The organism is Paenibacillus sp. LjRoot56 (genome assembly GCF_964253335.1).
Classification (GTDB): domain Bacteria; phylum Bacillota; class Bacilli; order Paenibacillales; family NBRC-103111; genus Paenibacillus_E; species Paenibacillus_E allorhizoplanae.
Genome location: NZ_CAXURV020000004.1, coordinates 453599 through 471619, shown reverse-complemented (window position 1 = coordinate 471619; position 18021 = coordinate 453599). Strand labels below are relative to the sequence as shown.

General features: G+C 45.9%; 19 protein-coding genes and 1 pseudogene. 16 read left to right on the top strand and 4 right to left on the bottom strand.

From position 1 onward, the window contains the following. Positions 1-58: 58 nt before the first annotated feature. From ACSQ8O_RS27915 to ACSQ8O_RS27885, 7 genes and pseudogenes are all read left to right on the top strand, one after another. Entirely contained in the window at positions 59-1741 is a 1683-nt protein-coding gene (locus tag ACSQ8O_RS27915) for a ribulokinase (protein WP_436244345.1), read from the top strand. A 63-nt stretch (positions 1742-1804) separates the two neighbouring features. Further along, positions 1805-2413: pseudogene (locus ACSQ8O_RS27910) on the top strand (L-arabinose isomerase family protein); the annotation flags it as partial. A gap of 22 nt (positions 2414-2435) precedes the next feature. Next, the gene (locus ACSQ8O_RS27905; RefSeq protein WP_436244344.1) at positions 2436-2630 is read left to right on the top strand and encodes a hypothetical protein; all 195 of its coding nucleotides are present in this window, start codon (positions 2436-2438) and stop codon (positions 2628-2630) included. Between the two features lie 198 nt (positions 2631-2828). Continuing rightward, the gene (locus tag ACSQ8O_RS27900) at positions 2829-3830 is read left to right on the top strand and encodes an aldose 1-epimerase (RefSeq protein ID WP_436244343.1); all 1002 of its coding nucleotides are present in this window, start codon (positions 2829-2831) and stop codon (positions 3828-3830) included. Positions 3831-3938: 108 nt separating this feature from the next. Then, positions 3939-4112, top strand: coding sequence for a hypothetical protein (locus tag ACSQ8O_RS27895; protein WP_436244342.1), 174 nt, complete (start codon positions 3939-3941; stop codon positions 4110-4112). 88 nt (positions 4113-4200) lie between these two features. Beyond that, on the top strand, positions 4201-4548 hold the full coding sequence (locus ACSQ8O_RS27890) for an ASCH domain-containing protein (RefSeq protein ID WP_236284780.1): 348 nt from the start codon (positions 4201-4203) through the stop codon (positions 4546-4548). A gap of 56 nt (positions 4549-4604) precedes the next feature. Beyond that, entirely contained in the window at positions 4605-5051 is a 447-nt protein-coding gene (locus tag ACSQ8O_RS27885) for a hypothetical protein (protein ID WP_436244968.1), read from the top strand. A gap of 33 nt (positions 5052-5084) precedes the next feature. Here ACSQ8O_RS27885 and ACSQ8O_RS27880 read toward each other — a convergent pair whose 3' ends face one another. The 3 genes from ACSQ8O_RS27880 to ACSQ8O_RS27870 form a co-directional block, all read right to left on the bottom strand. Then, positions 5085-5780: a class I SAM-dependent methyltransferase gene (locus ACSQ8O_RS27880; RefSeq protein WP_436244341.1), complete on the bottom strand. Its 696-nt coding sequence runs from the start codon at positions 5778-5780 to the stop codon at positions 5085-5087. Between the two features lie 148 nt (positions 5781-5928). Then, positions 5929-6360: a threonine/serine exporter family protein gene (locus ACSQ8O_RS27875; RefSeq protein ID WP_436244340.1), complete on the bottom strand. Its 432-nt coding sequence runs from the start codon at positions 6358-6360 to the stop codon at positions 5929-5931. A gap of 1 nt (position 6361) precedes the next feature. After that, positions 6362-7138, bottom strand: coding sequence for a threonine/serine exporter family protein (locus ACSQ8O_RS27870; protein WP_436244967.1), 777 nt, complete (start codon positions 7136-7138; stop codon positions 6362-6364). A 168-nt stretch (positions 7139-7306) separates the two neighbouring features. Here ACSQ8O_RS27870 and ACSQ8O_RS27865 point away from each other — a divergent pair, with 168 nt between their 5' ends. The 7 genes from ACSQ8O_RS27865 (at position 7307) to thrS (ending at position 15231) form a co-directional block, all read left to right on the top strand. Continuing rightward, entirely contained in the window at positions 7307-8197 is an 891-nt protein-coding gene (locus ACSQ8O_RS27865) for an HAD-IIB family hydrolase (RefSeq protein ID WP_436244339.1), read from the top strand. Positions 8198-8243: 46 nt separating this feature from the next. Beyond that, complete coding sequence (locus ACSQ8O_RS27860; RefSeq protein ID WP_436244338.1) at positions 8244-8804, top strand: DUF1697 domain-containing protein; 561 nt, start codon at positions 8244-8246, stop codon at positions 8802-8804. A 206-nt stretch (positions 8805-9010) separates the two neighbouring features. After that, positions 9011-9763 carry a polysaccharide deacetylase family protein gene (locus tag ACSQ8O_RS27855; protein ID WP_436244337.1) on the top strand — a complete coding sequence of 251 codons (753 nt, stop codon included), beginning with the start codon at positions 9011-9013 and terminating at the stop codon, positions 9761-9763. Positions 9764-9928: 165 nt separating this feature from the next. Then, complete coding sequence (locus ACSQ8O_RS27850; RefSeq protein WP_056621243.1) at positions 9929-10861, top strand: manganese-dependent inorganic pyrophosphatase; 933 nt, start codon at positions 9929-9931, stop codon at positions 10859-10861. A gap of 115 nt (positions 10862-10976) precedes the next feature. Beyond that, a complete protein-coding gene (gene msrB / locus ACSQ8O_RS27845; RefSeq protein ID WP_436244336.1) occupies positions 10977-11960 on the top strand; it encodes a peptide-methionine (R)-S-oxide reductase MsrB in 984 nt (327 codons plus the stop codon). 85 nt (positions 11961-12045) lie between these two features. Then, positions 12046-12933, top strand: a complete 888-nt coding sequence (locus ACSQ8O_RS27840) for a multicopper oxidase family protein (RefSeq protein WP_436244335.1) — start codon at positions 12046-12048, stop codon at positions 12931-12933. A gap of 384 nt (positions 12934-13317) precedes the next feature. Then, complete coding sequence (gene thrS / locus ACSQ8O_RS27835; RefSeq protein ID WP_436244334.1) at positions 13318-15231, top strand: threonine--tRNA ligase; 1914 nt, start codon at positions 13318-13320, stop codon at positions 15229-15231. A gap of 5 nt (positions 15232-15236) precedes the next feature. Here thrS and ACSQ8O_RS27830 read toward each other — a convergent pair whose 3' ends face one another. After that, positions 15237-16127, bottom strand: coding sequence for a cation diffusion facilitator family transporter (locus ACSQ8O_RS27830; protein WP_056621250.1), 891 nt, complete (start codon positions 16125-16127; stop codon positions 15237-15239). A gap of 211 nt (positions 16128-16338) precedes the next feature. On the opposite strand from ACSQ8O_RS27830, the gene ACSQ8O_RS27825 reads away from it, so the two are divergent. Both ACSQ8O_RS27825 and ACSQ8O_RS27820 read left to right on the top strand, forming a co-directional pair. Next, positions 16339-16602 carry an HPr family phosphocarrier protein gene (locus ACSQ8O_RS27825; protein ID WP_056621252.1) on the top strand — a complete coding sequence of 88 codons (264 nt, stop codon included), beginning with the start codon at positions 16339-16341 and terminating at the stop codon, positions 16600-16602. Between the two features lie 147 nt (positions 16603-16749). After that, on the top strand, positions 16750-17784 hold the full coding sequence (locus tag ACSQ8O_RS27820) for a Gfo/Idh/MocA family protein (protein WP_436244333.1): 1035 nt from the start codon (positions 16750-16752) through the stop codon (positions 17782-17784). Positions 17785-18021: the final 237 nt, after the last annotated feature.

Genomic DNA, 18021 nt, shown 5'->3' with positions numbered 1-18021 from the left:
TACGTACAAGTTATATACTAAGAGCAAGAAACAGGTATAATTTTGAAGGAGGCTCCCCATGTCGAAGAAATATGCGATTGGTGTTGACTATGGCACGGAATCAGGACGCGCGGTTCTGGTTGATTTGAGTGATGGCACAGAGGTGGCAGATCACGTGACGCCTTATCCTCATAATGTTATTGATGAGAAACTGCCGGTGTCCGGTGTGAAGTTAGAATACGATTGGGCTTTACAACATCCTCAAGATTATATTGATGTACTCACACAATCTGTTCCAGAAGTTGTACGTACATCTGGCGTAGATCCGGCAGATATTATCGGATTGGGTATTGATTTCACGGCTTGTACGATGCTCCCGATTAATGAAGAAGGTCAACCCCTGTGCTTCGAACCAGCACTTGCAGCGAATCCACATAGCTGGGTGAAACTATGGAAGCATCATGCCGCACAAGATGAAGCTACGCTCATTAATGAGATTGCAGCGAGCAGAGGGGAAGCTTTCTTACCACGTTACGGCGGTAAAATTTCTTCTGAGTGGATGATTGCGAAAGTTTGGCAGATTTTGAATGAAGCACCTGAGATTTATGAGCAAGCGGATCGTTTCTTAGAAGCGACGGACTGGGTTGTGTCTCAAATGACAGGTCAATCCGAGATCGTTCGCAACAGCTGTACAGCAGGCTATAAATCCATTTGGCACAAGCAAGATGGGTACCCAGGCCAAGATTTCTTTCAAGCATTAGATCCTAGACTTGTAGATGTCACAGAAACGAAGCTTCGCGGAGATGTTGTTGCCCTAGGCACGAAAGCTGGGGAACTGACTGCTGCAATGGCTGAGCGTATGGGACTCGTTGCCGGAACTGCGATCGCGGTTGGAAATGTTGATGCGCATGCGGCTGTACCAGGTGTTGGCGTAGTTACGCCAGGCAAGCTAGTCATGGCAATGGGAACTTCCATTTGTCATATGCTGCTTGGCACAGAAGAGAAAGAAGTAGAAGGCATGTGCGGCGTTGTTGAAGACGGCATCATTCCTGGCTACTTAGGCTATGAAGCAGGACAATCGGCGGTTGGTGATATTTTCGCATGGTATGTGGAGCAAGGAGTTCCTGCTTATGTGGAAAAAGCTGCTGCTGAAGAAGGCATCAACGTACATGAATGGTTGGAGCGTCGTGCATCCGCTTACAAACCAGGTGAAACGGGTTTACTCGCTTTGGACTGGTGGAACGGCAACCGGTCAGTGCTCGTAGACACAGAGTTGAATGGACTTATCCTAGGTTATTCCTTGCTTACGAAACCAGAAGAAATTTATCGCACTTTGCTGGAAGCAACCGCTTTTGGCACACGTAAAATTGTTGATGCATTCCATAGCAATGGGGTTGCGGTTGAAGAATTGTACGCATGTGGTGGTCTACCGCAGAAGAATCGTCTCTTAATGCAAATTTATGCAGATGTAACGAACCGTGAAATTAAAATTGCTGACTCGAAACAGACGCCAGCGCTTGGTGCTGCGATGTTCGGAGCTGTTGCTGCAGGTGCGGATAAAGGCGGTTATGACAGCATTGTCGATGCCGCGAAGCAAATGGCACGTGTTCGTAAAGAAACATTCAAGCCAATTGCTGAGAATGTAGCTGTTTACGAAAAGCTGTACGATGAGTATAGCAAGCTGCATGACTACTTTGGTCGTGGTGACAATGATGTTATGAAACAACTTCGCTCGATTCGCGAGGAAGCTCGTCATTCATGATCTGTGACACACTGAACGTAATTTGCAATTCAATATCCCAATATCCTAGGAGGCATTAATCCCATGAACTCTTTTTCAGATAAAGTATTTTGGTTTGTTACTGGTAGTCAGCATTTGTACGGACCTGAAACACTACTTCAAGTTGACGAACACTCCAAACAAATTACAGCAGGTATCGATCGTTCCGAAGCTATCCCAAGCAAACTCGTATTCAAACCCGTTCTAACTGCACCGGATGCGATTCGTAGACTATGTCTTGATGCGAATGCGGATGATTCCTGTGCTGGAATTATTACTTGGATGCATACGTTCTCTCCGGCCAAAATGTGGATTGCAGGACTTTCGGAATATCGTAAGCCGTTGCTTCACTTGCATACACAATTCAATCGTGATATTCCTTGGGATACGATCGATATGGATTTCATGAACTTAAACCAAGCTGCTCACGGTGACCGTGAATATGGTATCATCGGCGCACGCATGGGCATTGCTCGTAAAGTCATTGTCGGTTACTGGGAAGATCCAGCCGTGCTTGAGCGTATTGGTGGTTGGATGCGCACGGCCATGGGATTCATTGAAGGTCGCAATTTAAAGGTCGCTCGTTTTGGTGATAATATGCGCCATGTTGCTGTAACAGAAGGCGATAAAGTAGAAGCGCAAATTAAATTCGGTTCTTTGGAAGCCGCAGCCGTCCTTGCGTGATTCAGCAGAAGCTTGGATTCTTGCAGGCGGCGCTCATCACACGGTGTTTTCTTATAATGTGAGCACAGAGCAACTCGTTGATTGGGCTGAGCTAGCAGGGATTGAAGTCGTCATTATTAATAAAAATACATCAACCTTGCAGTTCCGCAATGAGCTTCGTTGGAATGATGCTGTCTGGAAACGCTAAGTTATCCATGTATGTAATGGACCTAGAGGCACATAGCCTCAGGTTTTTCTTCACACTTCATGGAATGTCACATTTGTCTATATAAAAGCAATTTACGTCCATTGACTTTTTTCGCACACATGGGCTAAAGTGAAATCATTGTGTCCGTCCAAATAATGGACAAAAGGATAAGCAGTTATTTAGGAGGAGAATGAAGAGATGTCTACCAAAGCATATGAAGGAACGTACAACGGAGAACAAGCGATTTGGTTGCAAGCTGGGCGTTATGAAGCGGTAGTTTTGCCAGATGTTGGTGCAAATCTGATTGCTTTCCGTGATATAGAGAAGGAATACCGTTTCTTGCGCGAGCCTGCGCTGGAAGAGATGGAAGCGTTTAAAGAGCGACCAATCGTTCATGGGATTCCTGTGTTATTCCCGCCAAATCGTTATGAAGATGGCAAGTTCCCTTGGAAAGGGAATGTATTCCAATTCCCAGTCAATGAACCAAAGACAGGTAATCATTTGCATGGATTTGTACACAATATTCCATGGGCAGTTGAGAATTTCAGCAGTGATGGCAATGAAAGCCGCGTCGCATTAGCTTTGCGAGTACGTGAGGGACATTCCGTTCATGAATTCCTACCTTTCGACTTTACAATCCGCTTGATCTATACCTTGAATGAGCAAGGTTTGCACCAACAGATTTCCGTACATAATGAGGGCAATGAAGCGATGCCATGCTTGTTAGCGTTCCATACAACGATTAACGCGCCATTTGCCGTGAACAGCCAGCCTTCGGATTATACGTTCCAAATGACAATCGGTGAGCGTTGGGCGTTGAACGAGCGAATGCTGCCAACTGGCGAGTATCAAGCGCTATCAGCGGATGAAGAGAAGATGAAAGTTGGCGGTTTGTCGCCATTTTTCGAAGGAATGGATAATCACTATACGAGTGTTCCGCAAAATAGCCGCAACTTCATGGCATTGACAGATGCACGTGAAGGTATCAAACTCGTTTATGATGTAGGGACTTCCTATAAGCAATGGATGATCTGGAACAATGGCAAAACAGAAGGTTTCTTCTGCCCTGAGCCGCAAATGAATTTGGTTAATGCGCCGAATGTGGATCTGCCTGCTGATCAAATCGGACTTGTTTCCTTGGAACCAGGTGAAGTTTGGGAAGAAACTGCACGATTATATACAATCAAAATCACGAAATAATCGCTACATGATTAGCAATAGGAAGCACCCCCTTTGATGCATGGAGAGAATCCGATGGGATGATCGACTTGTGAGGAGGGGGTATTTTTGAGCCTAGGAGGGGTAAGGATGGGGAAGTGGGATCACTTAGATCGAGATCAGATGATCGCCAAAGTTGAGGCTTTGTTATCTGAGAATGAGAGATTAAAGGCGGAAATCGCGCGTCTGCGCGGTGTTAAACCCCCTGTGTCGGGGTCTATGGAGAGCATGTCAACGAAGCTGAAGGAAGCTTTGAGGGAGTAATTGCGGCTATTGGAATGTAAGAAATGTGTCAGTTCGACAAAGCGAAGCGGATTCGCTATAATGAAAACTGGCAAAAGGAGGGAACAACATGAATGAAACGAACGTAAATGAGACATTACCACCAAAAACGTGTTCCATCGATCGACTAGTTACGAAAGAAGCAGAAGTAAGCAAAGTGCTTGCTGGCCAAAAAACGGCTTGTCGTCGTAATGGACGTTATGCGGATATTGGTGAAACCATGGATCTGCAAGGAACATCCTTTACAGTAACCAATGTGTATCAGCAAGCTTTGGGTGAACTAACACCTGAACATGCGAAACAAGAAGGTCACGAAACCGTTGATGAGTATCGCGACAGTATTCTCGCTATGCATCCAGGTATGCCTTGGCTGCCACAGATGAAAGTATGGGTACACGAATTTACAAAAGCCGAATAACACAAAGAACCGTGTGGGTCCTTGGATTCACACGGTTTATTCACATTACAGATAGGATGATCAACTTGTCTTGGTATATTATCATGCTCTATATTCATATTTTCAGCGTTGTGTTAAGCATCGGCCCTTATTTCGTCTTGTTTCCCTTATTAGCACTTATCCGTAGAGCACCATTCGAGCAGCTGCCTGATTACTTAGAGCCGTTTCGGATTACGGTTCGACTGACGAAGCATGCAGGACATGTATTGGTCGCTACTGGTATTCTATTAACATGGATTACAGCCTGGAGTTGGAAAACTTCTTGGATTGTCGCGACAGTCCTAATTATGGTTGCTTCGCTTTACTTCATTGCACGTGCATTCTCACCACTGTTGCGCCAGCTCAAAGCTCCGCATGAAGATCGTAATTTCCTCGTAAACAAGCTACGTAAGGCTTTGATCTTGTATGTGATCATTACGCTTGCGATGATGTGGTTCATGGTCTCCAAGCCGACGATCTGGTAAAGCTTCCGTGTAGAAGCAGTCATCTCAATCCCATTAAATTTTTCTAGCCAATATCACGACAAAATTACAGGACTTATAGACGCAGTCCACATCTGAAAAACCGGAGTCGCGAAGCCAGCCAAGCTGCGTATCCAACGGTGCCATTTTGTCCAGCTTCGTACGCTCATAGGCGGCTTGCAGCGCTTCTGGAGATAGATCCGTGGCTTCAATCTTGGCGACCCAATCCGATCGGTATAAGCCATCAAGGAAGGGAGTCTTGCCTAAGACTTGATCGGCATTAACGAAGACGCCTCCTGGTTTTAATAAGTGGAAAATATGTGCATACAGTGCTTGCTTAGCCTCATCCTCCAAATGATGAATGGAGAGGGAGGAGATGATAGCATCATAAGGCTCTCCATCCTCAAAGGTCGAATAATCTCCGACATGGTAGGTTACTTCCGAAGCCCCTGTTTCAGCAAATCTTTCTTTGGCTATATCCAGCATCCCCGTCGACAGGTCAATTAAGGTTAAACGCGCCTGTGGGTACGAACGCAAGATATAGGATGAGAAAAGTCCTGTCCCTGCGCCTAAATCAAGAATACGTGGTGCTTGCTGGTCTAATTGGACCAAAGAAGCGGCCGTATTATAAAAATCATCGAAGCAAGGAATCAACTTTCTGCGTTGGCTGTCATACTTTTGAGCAATTTCATCGAATTTCGTTAAAATCTGATGGTTAGCGTTGTCGGTCATGCGTCTTCAGCTCCATTTCCAAACCTTGGTGTATTGTTCTATACCCCTAGTGTAAAGGGCAGTTAGGAAAAAATCCAAGATGTAAAAGCACTGGAGTTATAGGTAAAAACTATTAAGGAATAGATTGTTATTCGTTTATTGAGTTAGTTTAAGCCCGTGTTCGTCTTATCAACACGTTAATGACTTCTGAGAATACCAGTCCGATGGCGATTGCCCCTGAGAGCAAAAAAGCTTTGGCAGCGAGCTGCACAGCGACATCGTAATGATTTTGTACGACATTACGCATGGCGTCATAAGCTAGTCCACCAGGGACTAGCGGGATGATCCCGGAGACACTGAATACGATGACAGGTGTCTTATATATTTTCGCGAAAAACTGAGAAATAATCGTGACTACAAAGGAAGCAATAAGGGTGGCCAAGATTGGATCTAGATACACCTTTTGAAAAGAAAAATAGAGCATCCAACCAATCATCCCAACAAACCCGCATTGTACAAGCGTTCTACGTGGTACATTGAAAATGATACCGAAAGCGGAAGTCGAAATGAAGCTTGTTACGAGCTGCTCTAACATGTCCATACTAGAACCCCTTCCCTGGATAAAATGTCAAAACAAAGGCTATCCCTGCGCCGATCGCGAATGCGGTCAAGAATGCTTCCGCGCCTTTGGAGACGCCAGATACGAAATGTCCTGCCATTAAATCGCGCACAGCATTAGTGATCAGCAGCCCAGGCACGAGCGGCATGACGGAGCCAATGATAATCTTATCTAGATTATGACCGAGCCCTATTTTGACCGTTAAATAGGCTAGAAGTCCAATGATTAAGGATGCGAGAAATTCAGCGAAAAATTTGATCGGAACTAAACGATGGAAAAAAGTCAGCGAGATGGTACCCGCACCACCAGCAAGGAAGGCCGGGAAGAAATCGGACCACGTACCTTGGAACATGATGAGAAAACAACCGCTCGCGATCGCAGCGGCCAAAGCCTGTAACCACGCGGGATATCTACGTGTATCGGCACAAAGAGCTTCAAGCTCCAGATACGCTGCTGTTGGTGAAAGCTCACCTTGACTGATTCTGCGAGAAATGGCATTCACGACAGTTACTTTCCGTAAATCCGTTGATCGCGAAGAAATACGAATGAGTCGGGTCGTCTGTTCAGGCCCATCTATCGAGAAAATGATGCCAGTAGGTGTGACAAAGCTGTGAGAATTCGGAATACCAAAGGCTTCGGCCACGTGGGTCATCGTATCTTCAACCCGATAGGTTTCGCCGCCGTTTTCCAGCATGATTTTACCCGCGAGTAAACACACTTGTGCGATTTCATAATTCGTCGCTGCAGGCTGCTGCGCCATGTGATCCGTACCTTTCTGTTTTTGGAATAATTGACCTAAGTATAAATCAAATTGATTGCGATTGAAAATGAGAGCAGGTTGAGACATAGGAAAATTCTCTATGTGTTTATGATATAATGCTTGGATAAAAAGAAGACAGATAAGAACAAGGGACTTGGAGGATAGATCATGAGTCTGGATATCAAATTTGTTCAACATAAGGATCCTAACTATTTCTTAACCGATCTGGACGGAACTTTGTTAAACGCCAATGCGAAGCCATCGGACTATACAAGAAGCGTCATTACTTCAGCGCTTGAGCAGGGGACTGTCATTAGTTACGCAACTGCACGTAGTTATCAGAGCTCGCAGGCAGTCGTTTCGGAAATTCCGTGGCGGTATCCACTCGTTTTGTATAATGGGGCGATGTTGTTTGATCCTGTACAGAAGCGGGTCCTTGGCGGGCGTTGGCTGGATCACGAGCGGAGTAATGCGATTATTCAAATGGGCAAAAGTTTTGGAATCACACCGCTGCTGTTTGCACTCGATGAGCAGGATAACGAGCGGGTACATCATGAGAAATTGGAGCGAACTGGGGACCTTCAATTCTTGGCTAGTCGACCGAATGATCCGAGATTTCGAGAGGTGGATGAGCTCCACATTACGGAAACATTGCGAACGCTAATTCTGACATATATCGGGCTGTTGGAGGAGCTTCTACCTTTGAAAACTGCGGTTCAGGAAGTGTTGGGTTCTGAGGTACATATTCATTTGATGAAGGATAATTATATTGCTGGGCATTATTTCCTTGAATTCAGTCATCCCGAAGCAAATAAACAGATGGGTCTGAGGTTATGGGCTGAGCTCGTTGGATGCACGTCCGAGGATGTGACGGTATTCGGTGATAATTTGAACGATACAGGCATGTTTCTTGAGGCAGGTCGTAAAGTTGCGGTGGCGAATGCGCATCCAGAGATTTTACTGCTGGCGGATGAGATAGTCATGAGTAATGATGAGGATGGTGTAGCTGTATATATTGCTGCCTGTATCGATGGAACGCATGTAAATGAGGTAGGGTAAGTGGTAAGGAAATGGTGAGTAGAAAGAGTGTAAGGGAGTGGGTTTTATGGCACGGTTCGTCGCTATGTTGCGTGGAATCAATGTGAGTGGTCAGAAAATTATTAAAATGGACAGGCTTAGGCAGCTCTTCGAATCTATGGCATTTACGAATGTGAGTACCTATATTCAGAGTGGGAACGTGATTTTTGATGCTGAAGAAGTAGATGCTGCGACCCTTCGAGATCGGATCGTACATGAGTTGAAGGAACAGCTGACGTTTGATATTCCGGTCATCATTCGCACCCCTGCGGAGCTGCAAGAGGTGGTACAAGACACACCATATCCGAGTGTGAATGTGGATGCGAATGAGCAAAGATACGTTACCTTCTTATCGCAAGCTCCGACGGATGCGGGGCTTGCTAAGCTAGATGCTGCGCAGAGTGAAGTGGATGAGTACCACGTCAAGGGATTAACTGTGTATCTACTCATACGCAAAAACTACGGCGACTCCAAATTCAGCAACAACTTTATCGAGAAGAAGCTAGGTGTGGCTGCGACGACTCGTAATTGGGAGACAGTGAATAAGTTGATTCAATTGGCGGGGGAGTCGGTGAAATCGGACTATTAGTGCATGTGCACAAGTAATCCTAATTTTAGTTCGGAAATATCGAACTAACGCACCTCCCAGTGAATGGCTAACGTTATCAACAGTGATCAAGTGTTGATAAGTAGCTAGTGTACTTGGGATTTTTTGCATATTCGCTGAGTTGATGGGGGAGGCTTAGGAGAACAATCAGTGAACATACGTGTTCAGTTAAAGGTAGGCGACCTAAGATGAACCTTTGGAAGAATAAGAAAGCGTTGCTGCTCGCGGGCCTCCTCCTGGCGTGCTTCGCCACGCCAGCGGAGGCCAAGCACGGGGTCGGCATCCCCGTGCTGAACTACCATAGCATCGGGGTGGCCCCGGGGAACACGTACGTGCTCCACCCCGATACGTTCGCGCGCCAAATGGACTATTTGTCCGCGCATCACTACACCCCCCTGACGCTGGACGAATTCGCCAGCGTCCTCTCACACAAGATGCCGTCACCGGCTCACCCCGTGCTGCTCACGTTCGATGACGGCTATGCCAATAACGCGGAGGTGGCGTTGCCCATCCTCCAGAAGCATAAATTCCCGGCGACGCTGTACTTGTCGACAGGCCTTGTGGGCACGCCAGGTTATCTTACCTGGCCACAAATTCATGAGCTGAGCGCAGCGGGCTGGGATATTGCGTCACATACCGTGACGCATCCGCATTTGCCCAAGCTCAGCAAAAAAGCGCAGCGCGAAGAGATACTCGCTGCGCGCGCCAAGATCGAGCAAGAGCTGGGGAAACCAGCGAATACGTTCGCTTATCCGTACGGTGATTACAACCGCAAGACGCTCAGAATTTTAAAGAAAGCTCATTTTAGCTATGCCTTCACCACACACTCAGGCTGGGCTTCGTCAGATCAACCCCCACTGGAGCTGCATCGCATTGTCGTAGACAGCCAAAAACCATTCGAAGAATGGGTACAGCAATTAACCGAGGATACGTCCAAGTAAGCGAGATTTGTTTATTCCTTGCTTTTGTATCGATTTTACCAAGCATTTCTAGTGGATTTATGAACACTCCTCGTTTAATAGTGGATTTACCTAAATTTTTGAGTATAATCGTATATAGAGATGATAAGCACTCTCACTAAAATGTGTCGTTTAAGGAGTCGTACAATGTCAAAAACACTTATTTTCGGACATAAAAATCCGGACACTGATTCAATCACATCCGCAATTGCTTATGCAGCACTGAAAACAAAATTAGGTCAAGAAGTAGAAGCAGTTCGTCTAGGTTCCATTAATGGCGAAACGCAATTTGCGCTTGATACTTTTAAAGTAGCAGCTCCTCGTGAAGTTCAAACTGTTGCTAACGAAGCAGCAAATGTCATCTTGGTTGACCACGTTGAGCGCCAACAAAGCGCCAGCGACATCGATCAAGTACGTGTAGTGGAAGTAATTGACCACCACCGTATTGCTAATTTCGAGACAAGCCACCCGCTTTACTACCGCGCAGAGCCAGTTGGTTGCACAGCAACGATTTTAAATAAATTGTACAAAGAAAACGGTGTTTCCATCGATGCAGATATCGCTGGTCTGATGCTTTCTGCTATTATTTCTGATTCTTTGCTATTCAAATCCCCAACGTGCACAGAGCAAGACGTTGCTGCTGCGCGTGAACTAGCTGCAATCGCTGGTGTAGACGCTGAAGTGTATGGTCTGAACATGCTGAAAGCAGGCGCGGATCTTAGTGATAAAACGGTTGCACAGTTGATTTCTTTGGATGCCAAAGAATTCCAATTAGGCAGCTACAAAGCAGAAATCGCACAAGTGAATGCAGTTGATGTGAACGACGTCCTTTCCCAACAAGCTGAAATCGAAACGGCGCTTGGAGCGATTATCGCTGAGAAAAACCTAGACTTGTTCTTGTTCGTTGTAACGGACATTTTGAACAATGACTCCGTAGGTCTTGCTCTTGGACGTAAAGCAGACGCAGTTGAGAAAGCTTACAACGTTTCTCTTGTTGATAACAAAGCCGTACTTAAAGGCGTTGTTTCCCGTAAATCACAAATCGTACCTGTGCTTACAGATATTTTCAACAACCTGTAGGATACCTACATTAGCGCAATTACGAGCACCGTTCATACTAATGAGCGGTGTTTTTGGTTATCCCGTTAACTTTTGGTATGATAAGAGGATACTTTAAGAAAGAGGTGGCGATAACATGACAGATTCTATCCAAGAAGTTCATTCAGATAAAGCGACATTTGCAGGAGGTTGTTTCTGGTGTATGGTGACGCCTTTCGAGTCACTGCCAGGCATTATTTCTGTTGTTTCCGGTTATATAGGCGGGCACACGACCAATCCGACATACAAAGAGGTGTGTTCCGAAACGACGGGGCATGCAGAAGCTGTGCAAATTACATTTGACCCAGATTTGTATCCGTACGACAAATTACTTGAGACATACTGGCGTCAAATTGATCCAACCGATGCTGGCGGGCAATTCCATGATCGGGGATCTTCTTATCGTACGGCGATTTTTGCTCATAGCGATGAACAGTTCGCCAAAGCTCAGGCGTCCAAACAAGCGCTGCAAGACAGCGGTCGATTCGATCGTCCAATTGTGACGGAAATCGAGCGAATTGATGCAGAAGCATTTTATCCAGGTGAAGAGTATCATCAAGATTATCATCACAAAAACCCGTCTCACTACAAAGCCTACCGTAAAGGTTCAGGGCGCGATGCGTATATCTCACAATTTTGGAACACAGCGAAGGATAAAGAAGAGCGCAAGAAAGCACTCACACCTCTCCAATACGAGGTTACGCAAAATAATGCCACAGAGCGTCCCTTCCAAAATGAGTTCCATGATCACAAAGAGATAGGTCTCTACGTGGACATCGTGTCAGGAGAGCCCTTATTCACTTCTTATGATAAATTCGATTCAGGCTGCGGCTGGCCGAGCTTCACCAAGCCATTATTCGAAGGACATGTGAAAGAAGTAACAGATACAAGTCATTTCATGGTACGGACAGAGGTTCGGAGTACGGAGGCGGATTCGCATTTGGGCCATGTGTTTAATGATGGTCCAGGTCCAAATGGTCTTCGTTACTGCATCAATTCAGCTTCGTTGCGATTCATTCCACTGGCTGACATGGAGAAGGAAGGCTACGGCGCCTACCTGCGGTTCTTCGACAAGAAGTAAGTAAGGTGTTACAGGTAAGACAGGTAAGTCTCTCCCGTTCCCGCATACATTTAACTATGGAGCGTTGAAACGGGAGGGAGCTACCATGGTCGTATCACCAAATTTGCGAGATCTAAGCTTTGTTAATTTGCAAGGTGTGAAGTTTTTTGAGTTGATCGCTGAGCCTGTTGAGCAAGAAATTCTACCAGGTGTGTTCTTCAATGGGTGGGGATACAACGGAAGTATCCCAGGGCCGACGATACGCGTGTTTCCCGGCGATTGGGTGACTATTCGCGTACACAATCGGCTGCCGGATGCCACAAGTGTGCACTGGCATGGGCTAGATGTACCGAATCGCATGGACGGCGTGCCAGCCGTTGAACCCTCACCTTATATAGAGCAGGGCCAATTTTTTGATTATCATTTTCAAATAATAAATCCACCAGGTACACATATGTATCACACCCATGTGGATGCTGCTTTTCAAGAGTTAATGGGCTTAGGTGGAGGCTTTATCATTGAGGACCCCTTTGAGTGTAGTGTCCAGCGGGACTATTTCATTATGCTGCAAGAGTTTCACCTAAAAGGCATGGAAAAAGGTGTAGTGAAGACAGGCCGATTTGAGCTGGATACCATGACGAATGGCTTTAACTTTTTTACGATGAACGGTCGCTGCTTTCCACATACAACGCCGTTACCTGTCCGTTATGGGGAGGAAGTGCGTATTCGCTTTGGGAATATCGGGATGAATGCGCATCCGATTCATTTACATGGACATCAATTCTGGGTGACAGCAGCAGATGGGAACACGATACCTCATTTCAATAGAGAACTGCGCAACACGATACTTGTGCCTAGCGGAGTCACCACGGATATTGAATTTTCAGCACACAATCCCGGTGTTTGGCCGCTTCATTGTCATATGCCGCATCATACATCGAATAACATGACGAAGCCAACGGGTGGCATGTTCACCGGCATTCAGTATGTGTAGGAGAGAATGGCTATAGTTATTTTATCCTCGGATGCCCCTTGACGTGACCTACTTCAGTAGGTAATATGAGTTCCATAATCACATATGAAGTTATGATCAAAGACATGATTTTCATCACGAACTGCCCAGAGAGAGAAGTACTAGCTGAAATCTTCTCCTGTTGCCGGTTGAAAATTACCCCTTTGTAGCTGTGACGCTGAACCCACTGCGAAGTAACGCAGAGTAGTAAGTGACACCGCCTTATCCCCGATAACGGATACTAATAAGGACTTCCATCATGGGAGTCGAATTAGGGTGGAACCACGAGCTGAACGCACTCGTCCCTTTCTGGGAGAGATGCGTTTTTTTGCGTTCACAAAAATAAGGAAAGGGAGGTAGGAAGGCATGGAAATTGAAGTAATTTTGCCAGATGGAACAAGTAGGAGGTACGTACAAGGCACGACGATTGAACAAGTTGCGGAATCGATTAGTGTAGGGCTGAGGAAGCAAGCCATCGCGGGCAAAATAAACGGCCAATTGGTTGATTTACAGCAACAAATTGAAGCGGATAGTCACATCGAAATCGTCACTTTGGAGAGTGAACAGGGGTTAGAGGTTTATCGTCATAGCACAGCGCATGTATTAGCTCAAGCGCTTAAACGGATCTATGGGGCACAGGCCATTAAACTTGGTATTGGACCTGTCATTGAAGATGGTTTTTATTATGATATCGAGATTGATAAACCATTATCAAGTGATGATCTAAGAGCGATTGAAGACGTGATGAGTCAAATCATTCAAGAGAACATTTCGATTACTAGGCGAGTCGTCGAGCGAGAGGAAGCATTGAACATTTTTGAGAAGATAAATGAGTCCTATAAACTTGAGCTTATCCGAGATCTACCAGAGGATGTGTTGATTTCGATCTATGACCAAGGGGAATTCTTCGACCTATGCCGAGGTCCTCATCTCCCTTCAACTGGACGAATTAAAGCTTTTAAGCTGTTGCATGTAGCAGGGGCTTATTGGCGAGGTGATGCGAAGAACCCTATGCTGCAACGAATTTATGGCACTGCATTTCTGAAGAAAGCGCAGTTCGATGACCATCTGAATAGGCTCGAAGAAGCGAAGAAACGTGACCATCGTAAGCTTGGGAAAGAGCTTGAACTCTTTATGTTTTCGGAAGAAGCGCCGGGCATGCCTTTTTATTTGCCGAAAGGGATGATCTTGCGGAATGAACTTGAGAATTTCGCTCGCGAGCTGCAGCGCGTTAGAGAATATGATGAAGTGCGCACACCTCTGATGATGAATAATCGCATTTGGGAAGAATCGGGGCATTGGGATCATTATAAAGACAATATGTACTTTACGCATGTAGACGAAACAAAGTTTGCGCTTAAACCGATGAATTGCCCAGGTCACATGTTGATTTATAAAAATAGTTTACACTCCTACAGGGAATTACCGATTCGCCTTGCAGAATTTGGTCAGGTTCATCGTCATGAGTTTTCGGGAGCGTTGAATGGGATGATGCGTGTACGGACTTTTTGTCAGGATGATGCCCATCTCTTCGTTCTGCCAGAACAAATTGAGGATGAAATCGGGCGGGTTATTGAGCTGATCTCGCATGTCTATCACGTATTTGGTTTCGAATATCGAATTGAGCTTTCGACAAGACCAGATGATTATATGGGTTCAAGTGAGCTCTGGGATCAAGCGGAGCAATCGTTGCAGAATGTCCTGGATAAAAGAGGGATCGCGTACCGTATTAATGAGGGAGATGGCGCTTTCTATGGGCCCAAAATTGATTTTCACATCCTCGATGCCTTAAAGCGGAGTTGGCAGTGCGGAACGATCCAATTGGATTTCCAAATGCCTGAAAAATTCGATTTAACTTATATTGGAGATGATAGTCTCAAGCATCGGCCAGTCGTGATTCATCGGGCTGTGTATGGTTCGATTGATCGTTTTATCGGGATTTTAACGGAGCATTATGCGGGAGCGTTCCCGTTGTGGCTGGCACCTGTTCAAGTGAAACTGCTGCCAGTTTCTGATCACTATGTGGATTATGCTTTCAAAGTGAAGAAATCGCTTGAAGAGGCAGGAATACGTGTTGAATTGGATGCGCGGGCAGAGAAATTAGGATATAAAATTCGCGAAGCCCAGCTAGACAAAGTCATGTACATGCTCATCCTTGGTGAAAAAGAACAAATCTCCGGCGGTGTCTCCATCCGAAAACGAGGAGAGGGTGATCTTGGAATAAGATCACTGCCGGAGATTATGGAGCAAATCAAGTCAGAAATTGCGGCGAAACAGTAACGAGATTAGTTTTCGTACCAAGGATTCAAATGGATCAGAACTTCATCTACGTCACTATGCTGATCCATAATGGATTTCTTGATGGCACGTGAAATGTCATGGCCTTGTTGGATGGTCAGTTCACCATGTACTGAAATTCGAGCATCTACGAGAATATAATGTCCGTGCTCTCTCGCACGTACACGATCAATACGTTTCACGCCAGGAACCGCTTCGATCAACGCTGTATATTGCGAAAGCATGTGTTGATCGACGGTTTTTTCCATGAGAATATCAAAGGATTCTTTGGCCATTTCGATGCCTAGTTTCAAAACTAGGAGAGATACAATAACTCCGGCCGCTGCATCGCCATAGGCTAACCAGTAAATGTCATAAGCTTTACCAATGAAAGCTAAGCCAATACCTACAACAGCTGCAAGCGAGGCATACACATCGGCTATATGATCATGAGCTGTCGCAATTAAGCCTTTGCTGTTCGTACTACGTCCGATTCGCATGGTGTATACATAAAGAAGATATTTCCATACCACGGAAACTGCTGAAGCGATTAAGGCGATTAGACTTGGTGCGCTTGGTTCATGGAATAAAGCCGCAACTGCGTGGTATCCGATATAAAGTGCAGCTGTTACAAGGATGAAAGCAACAAAGCCTGATCCCAGTACTTCGGCTTTACCGTGGCCATATGGGTGATCTTCATCTGCTGGGAGCTTGGAAATCCGCATGGCACTTAGTGCGGCAATGGTTGCAATAATGTCCCCGGCGTTATGAACGCCGTCTGCCATGAGGACTTCACTGTTAAATATGAGACCGATAATAATTTTGATAATCGTTAATAAAATGTTACTGATGAGGGAGAGCCAAATAGCCCAAACCGATGACTTGTTGTTGACGTGCATGAATGATGACCTCCTGCAGAAGTGTTTCCCGAAGGAAAAAAAATCCCTCGACCTAAGGTCGGGGGATTGGGCTGTTATTTTTATGAGAATCTAGTAAACTATCAAAATTAGTCATATTCAACACTTCACTTTTCACAAATATCTTTGTATAATACCACACATAATAAGAAATCACAAACCTCCAAATGTCTTGGGAAGGAAGTCGAGTGGCATGCGCGTACATGAATTTAAGATTACAAAGGATTTAGAGCGAAGCGATTTATCTGGTATTTCTGTGAAATCATCTCATTTTATTTCAGATGTCACGCTCGACTTTCAGTTTGATGATAAGCACCATAAAGTTGATGTGAAAAGTGTATTAGGTATGCTGCTAGTCCCCATCAAGGCAGGCACAACACTGCGTTTGCTCACGAGAGGAAAAGATGAGGAAGAGGCAATGCATTTTATTTTTGATTTATTTCGGATCTTTTGTTAACTGCTTGTTCGTATGCGCTTACAGAGTGCAGAATTGCATTGTTTTGTGACAAGATTGGATAGAGCGCTGACACGATAAAAGAGGTAGAATAGCAGATATAAACGGTGTGGAGACACGCTAGTAAAGGCTGTTGGAGGTCATTTATCGATGAGTAGCTATCGCGTGGTTGTTGTTGGGTGTGGCGGTATGGCCAATGTATGGGTTGAAAATATGAAACAAAGACATGAATGCGAAATTGTGGCGCTTGTTGATATTAAAACGGAGTTTGCGCAAGCGATGGCGGAGCGACATGGGCTAACTTGTGGTGTGTATACGGATATTGAAGCAGCCATTCGCGACAATGAGGCTAATTTGGTACTGGATATTACGATCCCAGCGAGTCACTTCCAAGTCGGAAGTTCAGCGCTTCGACATGGATGTGATGTGCTCGGGGAGAAACCTATGGCAGCTACGATGGACGAGGCTAGGGAGCTTATTCAGATAGCAGATGAAACAGGAAAGTCATTGGCTGTTATGCAAAATCGTCGTTATGACGCGAATATCCGCGCCTTTCGTGAGTTAATCCAATCCGGTACGATTGGACGTGTAGGTTATGTTGGTGCGGACTTCTTTCTGGGGCCGCATTTTGGAGGCTTTCGCGATGCAATGGAAAGTCCGCTAATTCTAGATATGGCGATCCATACGTTTGATCAGGCTCGTTTTCTTACAGGGGCAGACCCCGTTTCGGTGTACTGCCAAGAATTTAACCCACCCGGCTCCTGGTATGCCGGGAATGCCTCCGCGATCTGCATCTACGAGATGTCAGACGGCTCTGTGTTCTGCTACCGCGGCTCCTGGTGCGCGGAAGGTGCGCCAACCTCCTGGGAGGCGGATTGGCGCGTGACAGGCGAGCAGGGCACCGCTCTGTGGGACGGCGCGGGCGCGCCGTACGCGGAGATTGTCGCTGCCGGCAATCAGGACGGCAAGTTCCTTCGCGAGTTCACGCGTGTAGACGCGAACATGAACTGGTCTGGCCGCAGCGGCCATGCCGGCTGCTTGGACGAGATGTTCGCGGCGCTGGCCGAAGGCCGCCGCGCGGAGACCGACTGCCGCGACAATATCAAGAGCATGGCGATGGTATTGGGCGCGCTGGACAGCGCGAAGCTGGGCCAGAAGGTCGACCTGCGCTCGTATTGGGGCTAAGCGTAACTGCGAAGCATGATAAAAAGCCAACAATTCACACTCGGTGTGGGATTGTTGGCTTTTCTGTTTGTTGCAGGACAGTCAAAGTAGATCATATTTCAGTTGGTGCCATTCGAGCGACAGCTACTTTAATTTCCATTCCACCCAATTAAATGTAAAAAATACAGCTAATTTCACTCCATCCAGCCGAAAAAACACGTTAGATGGATTTCCTACAGCTAATTATGCCAATTTCGA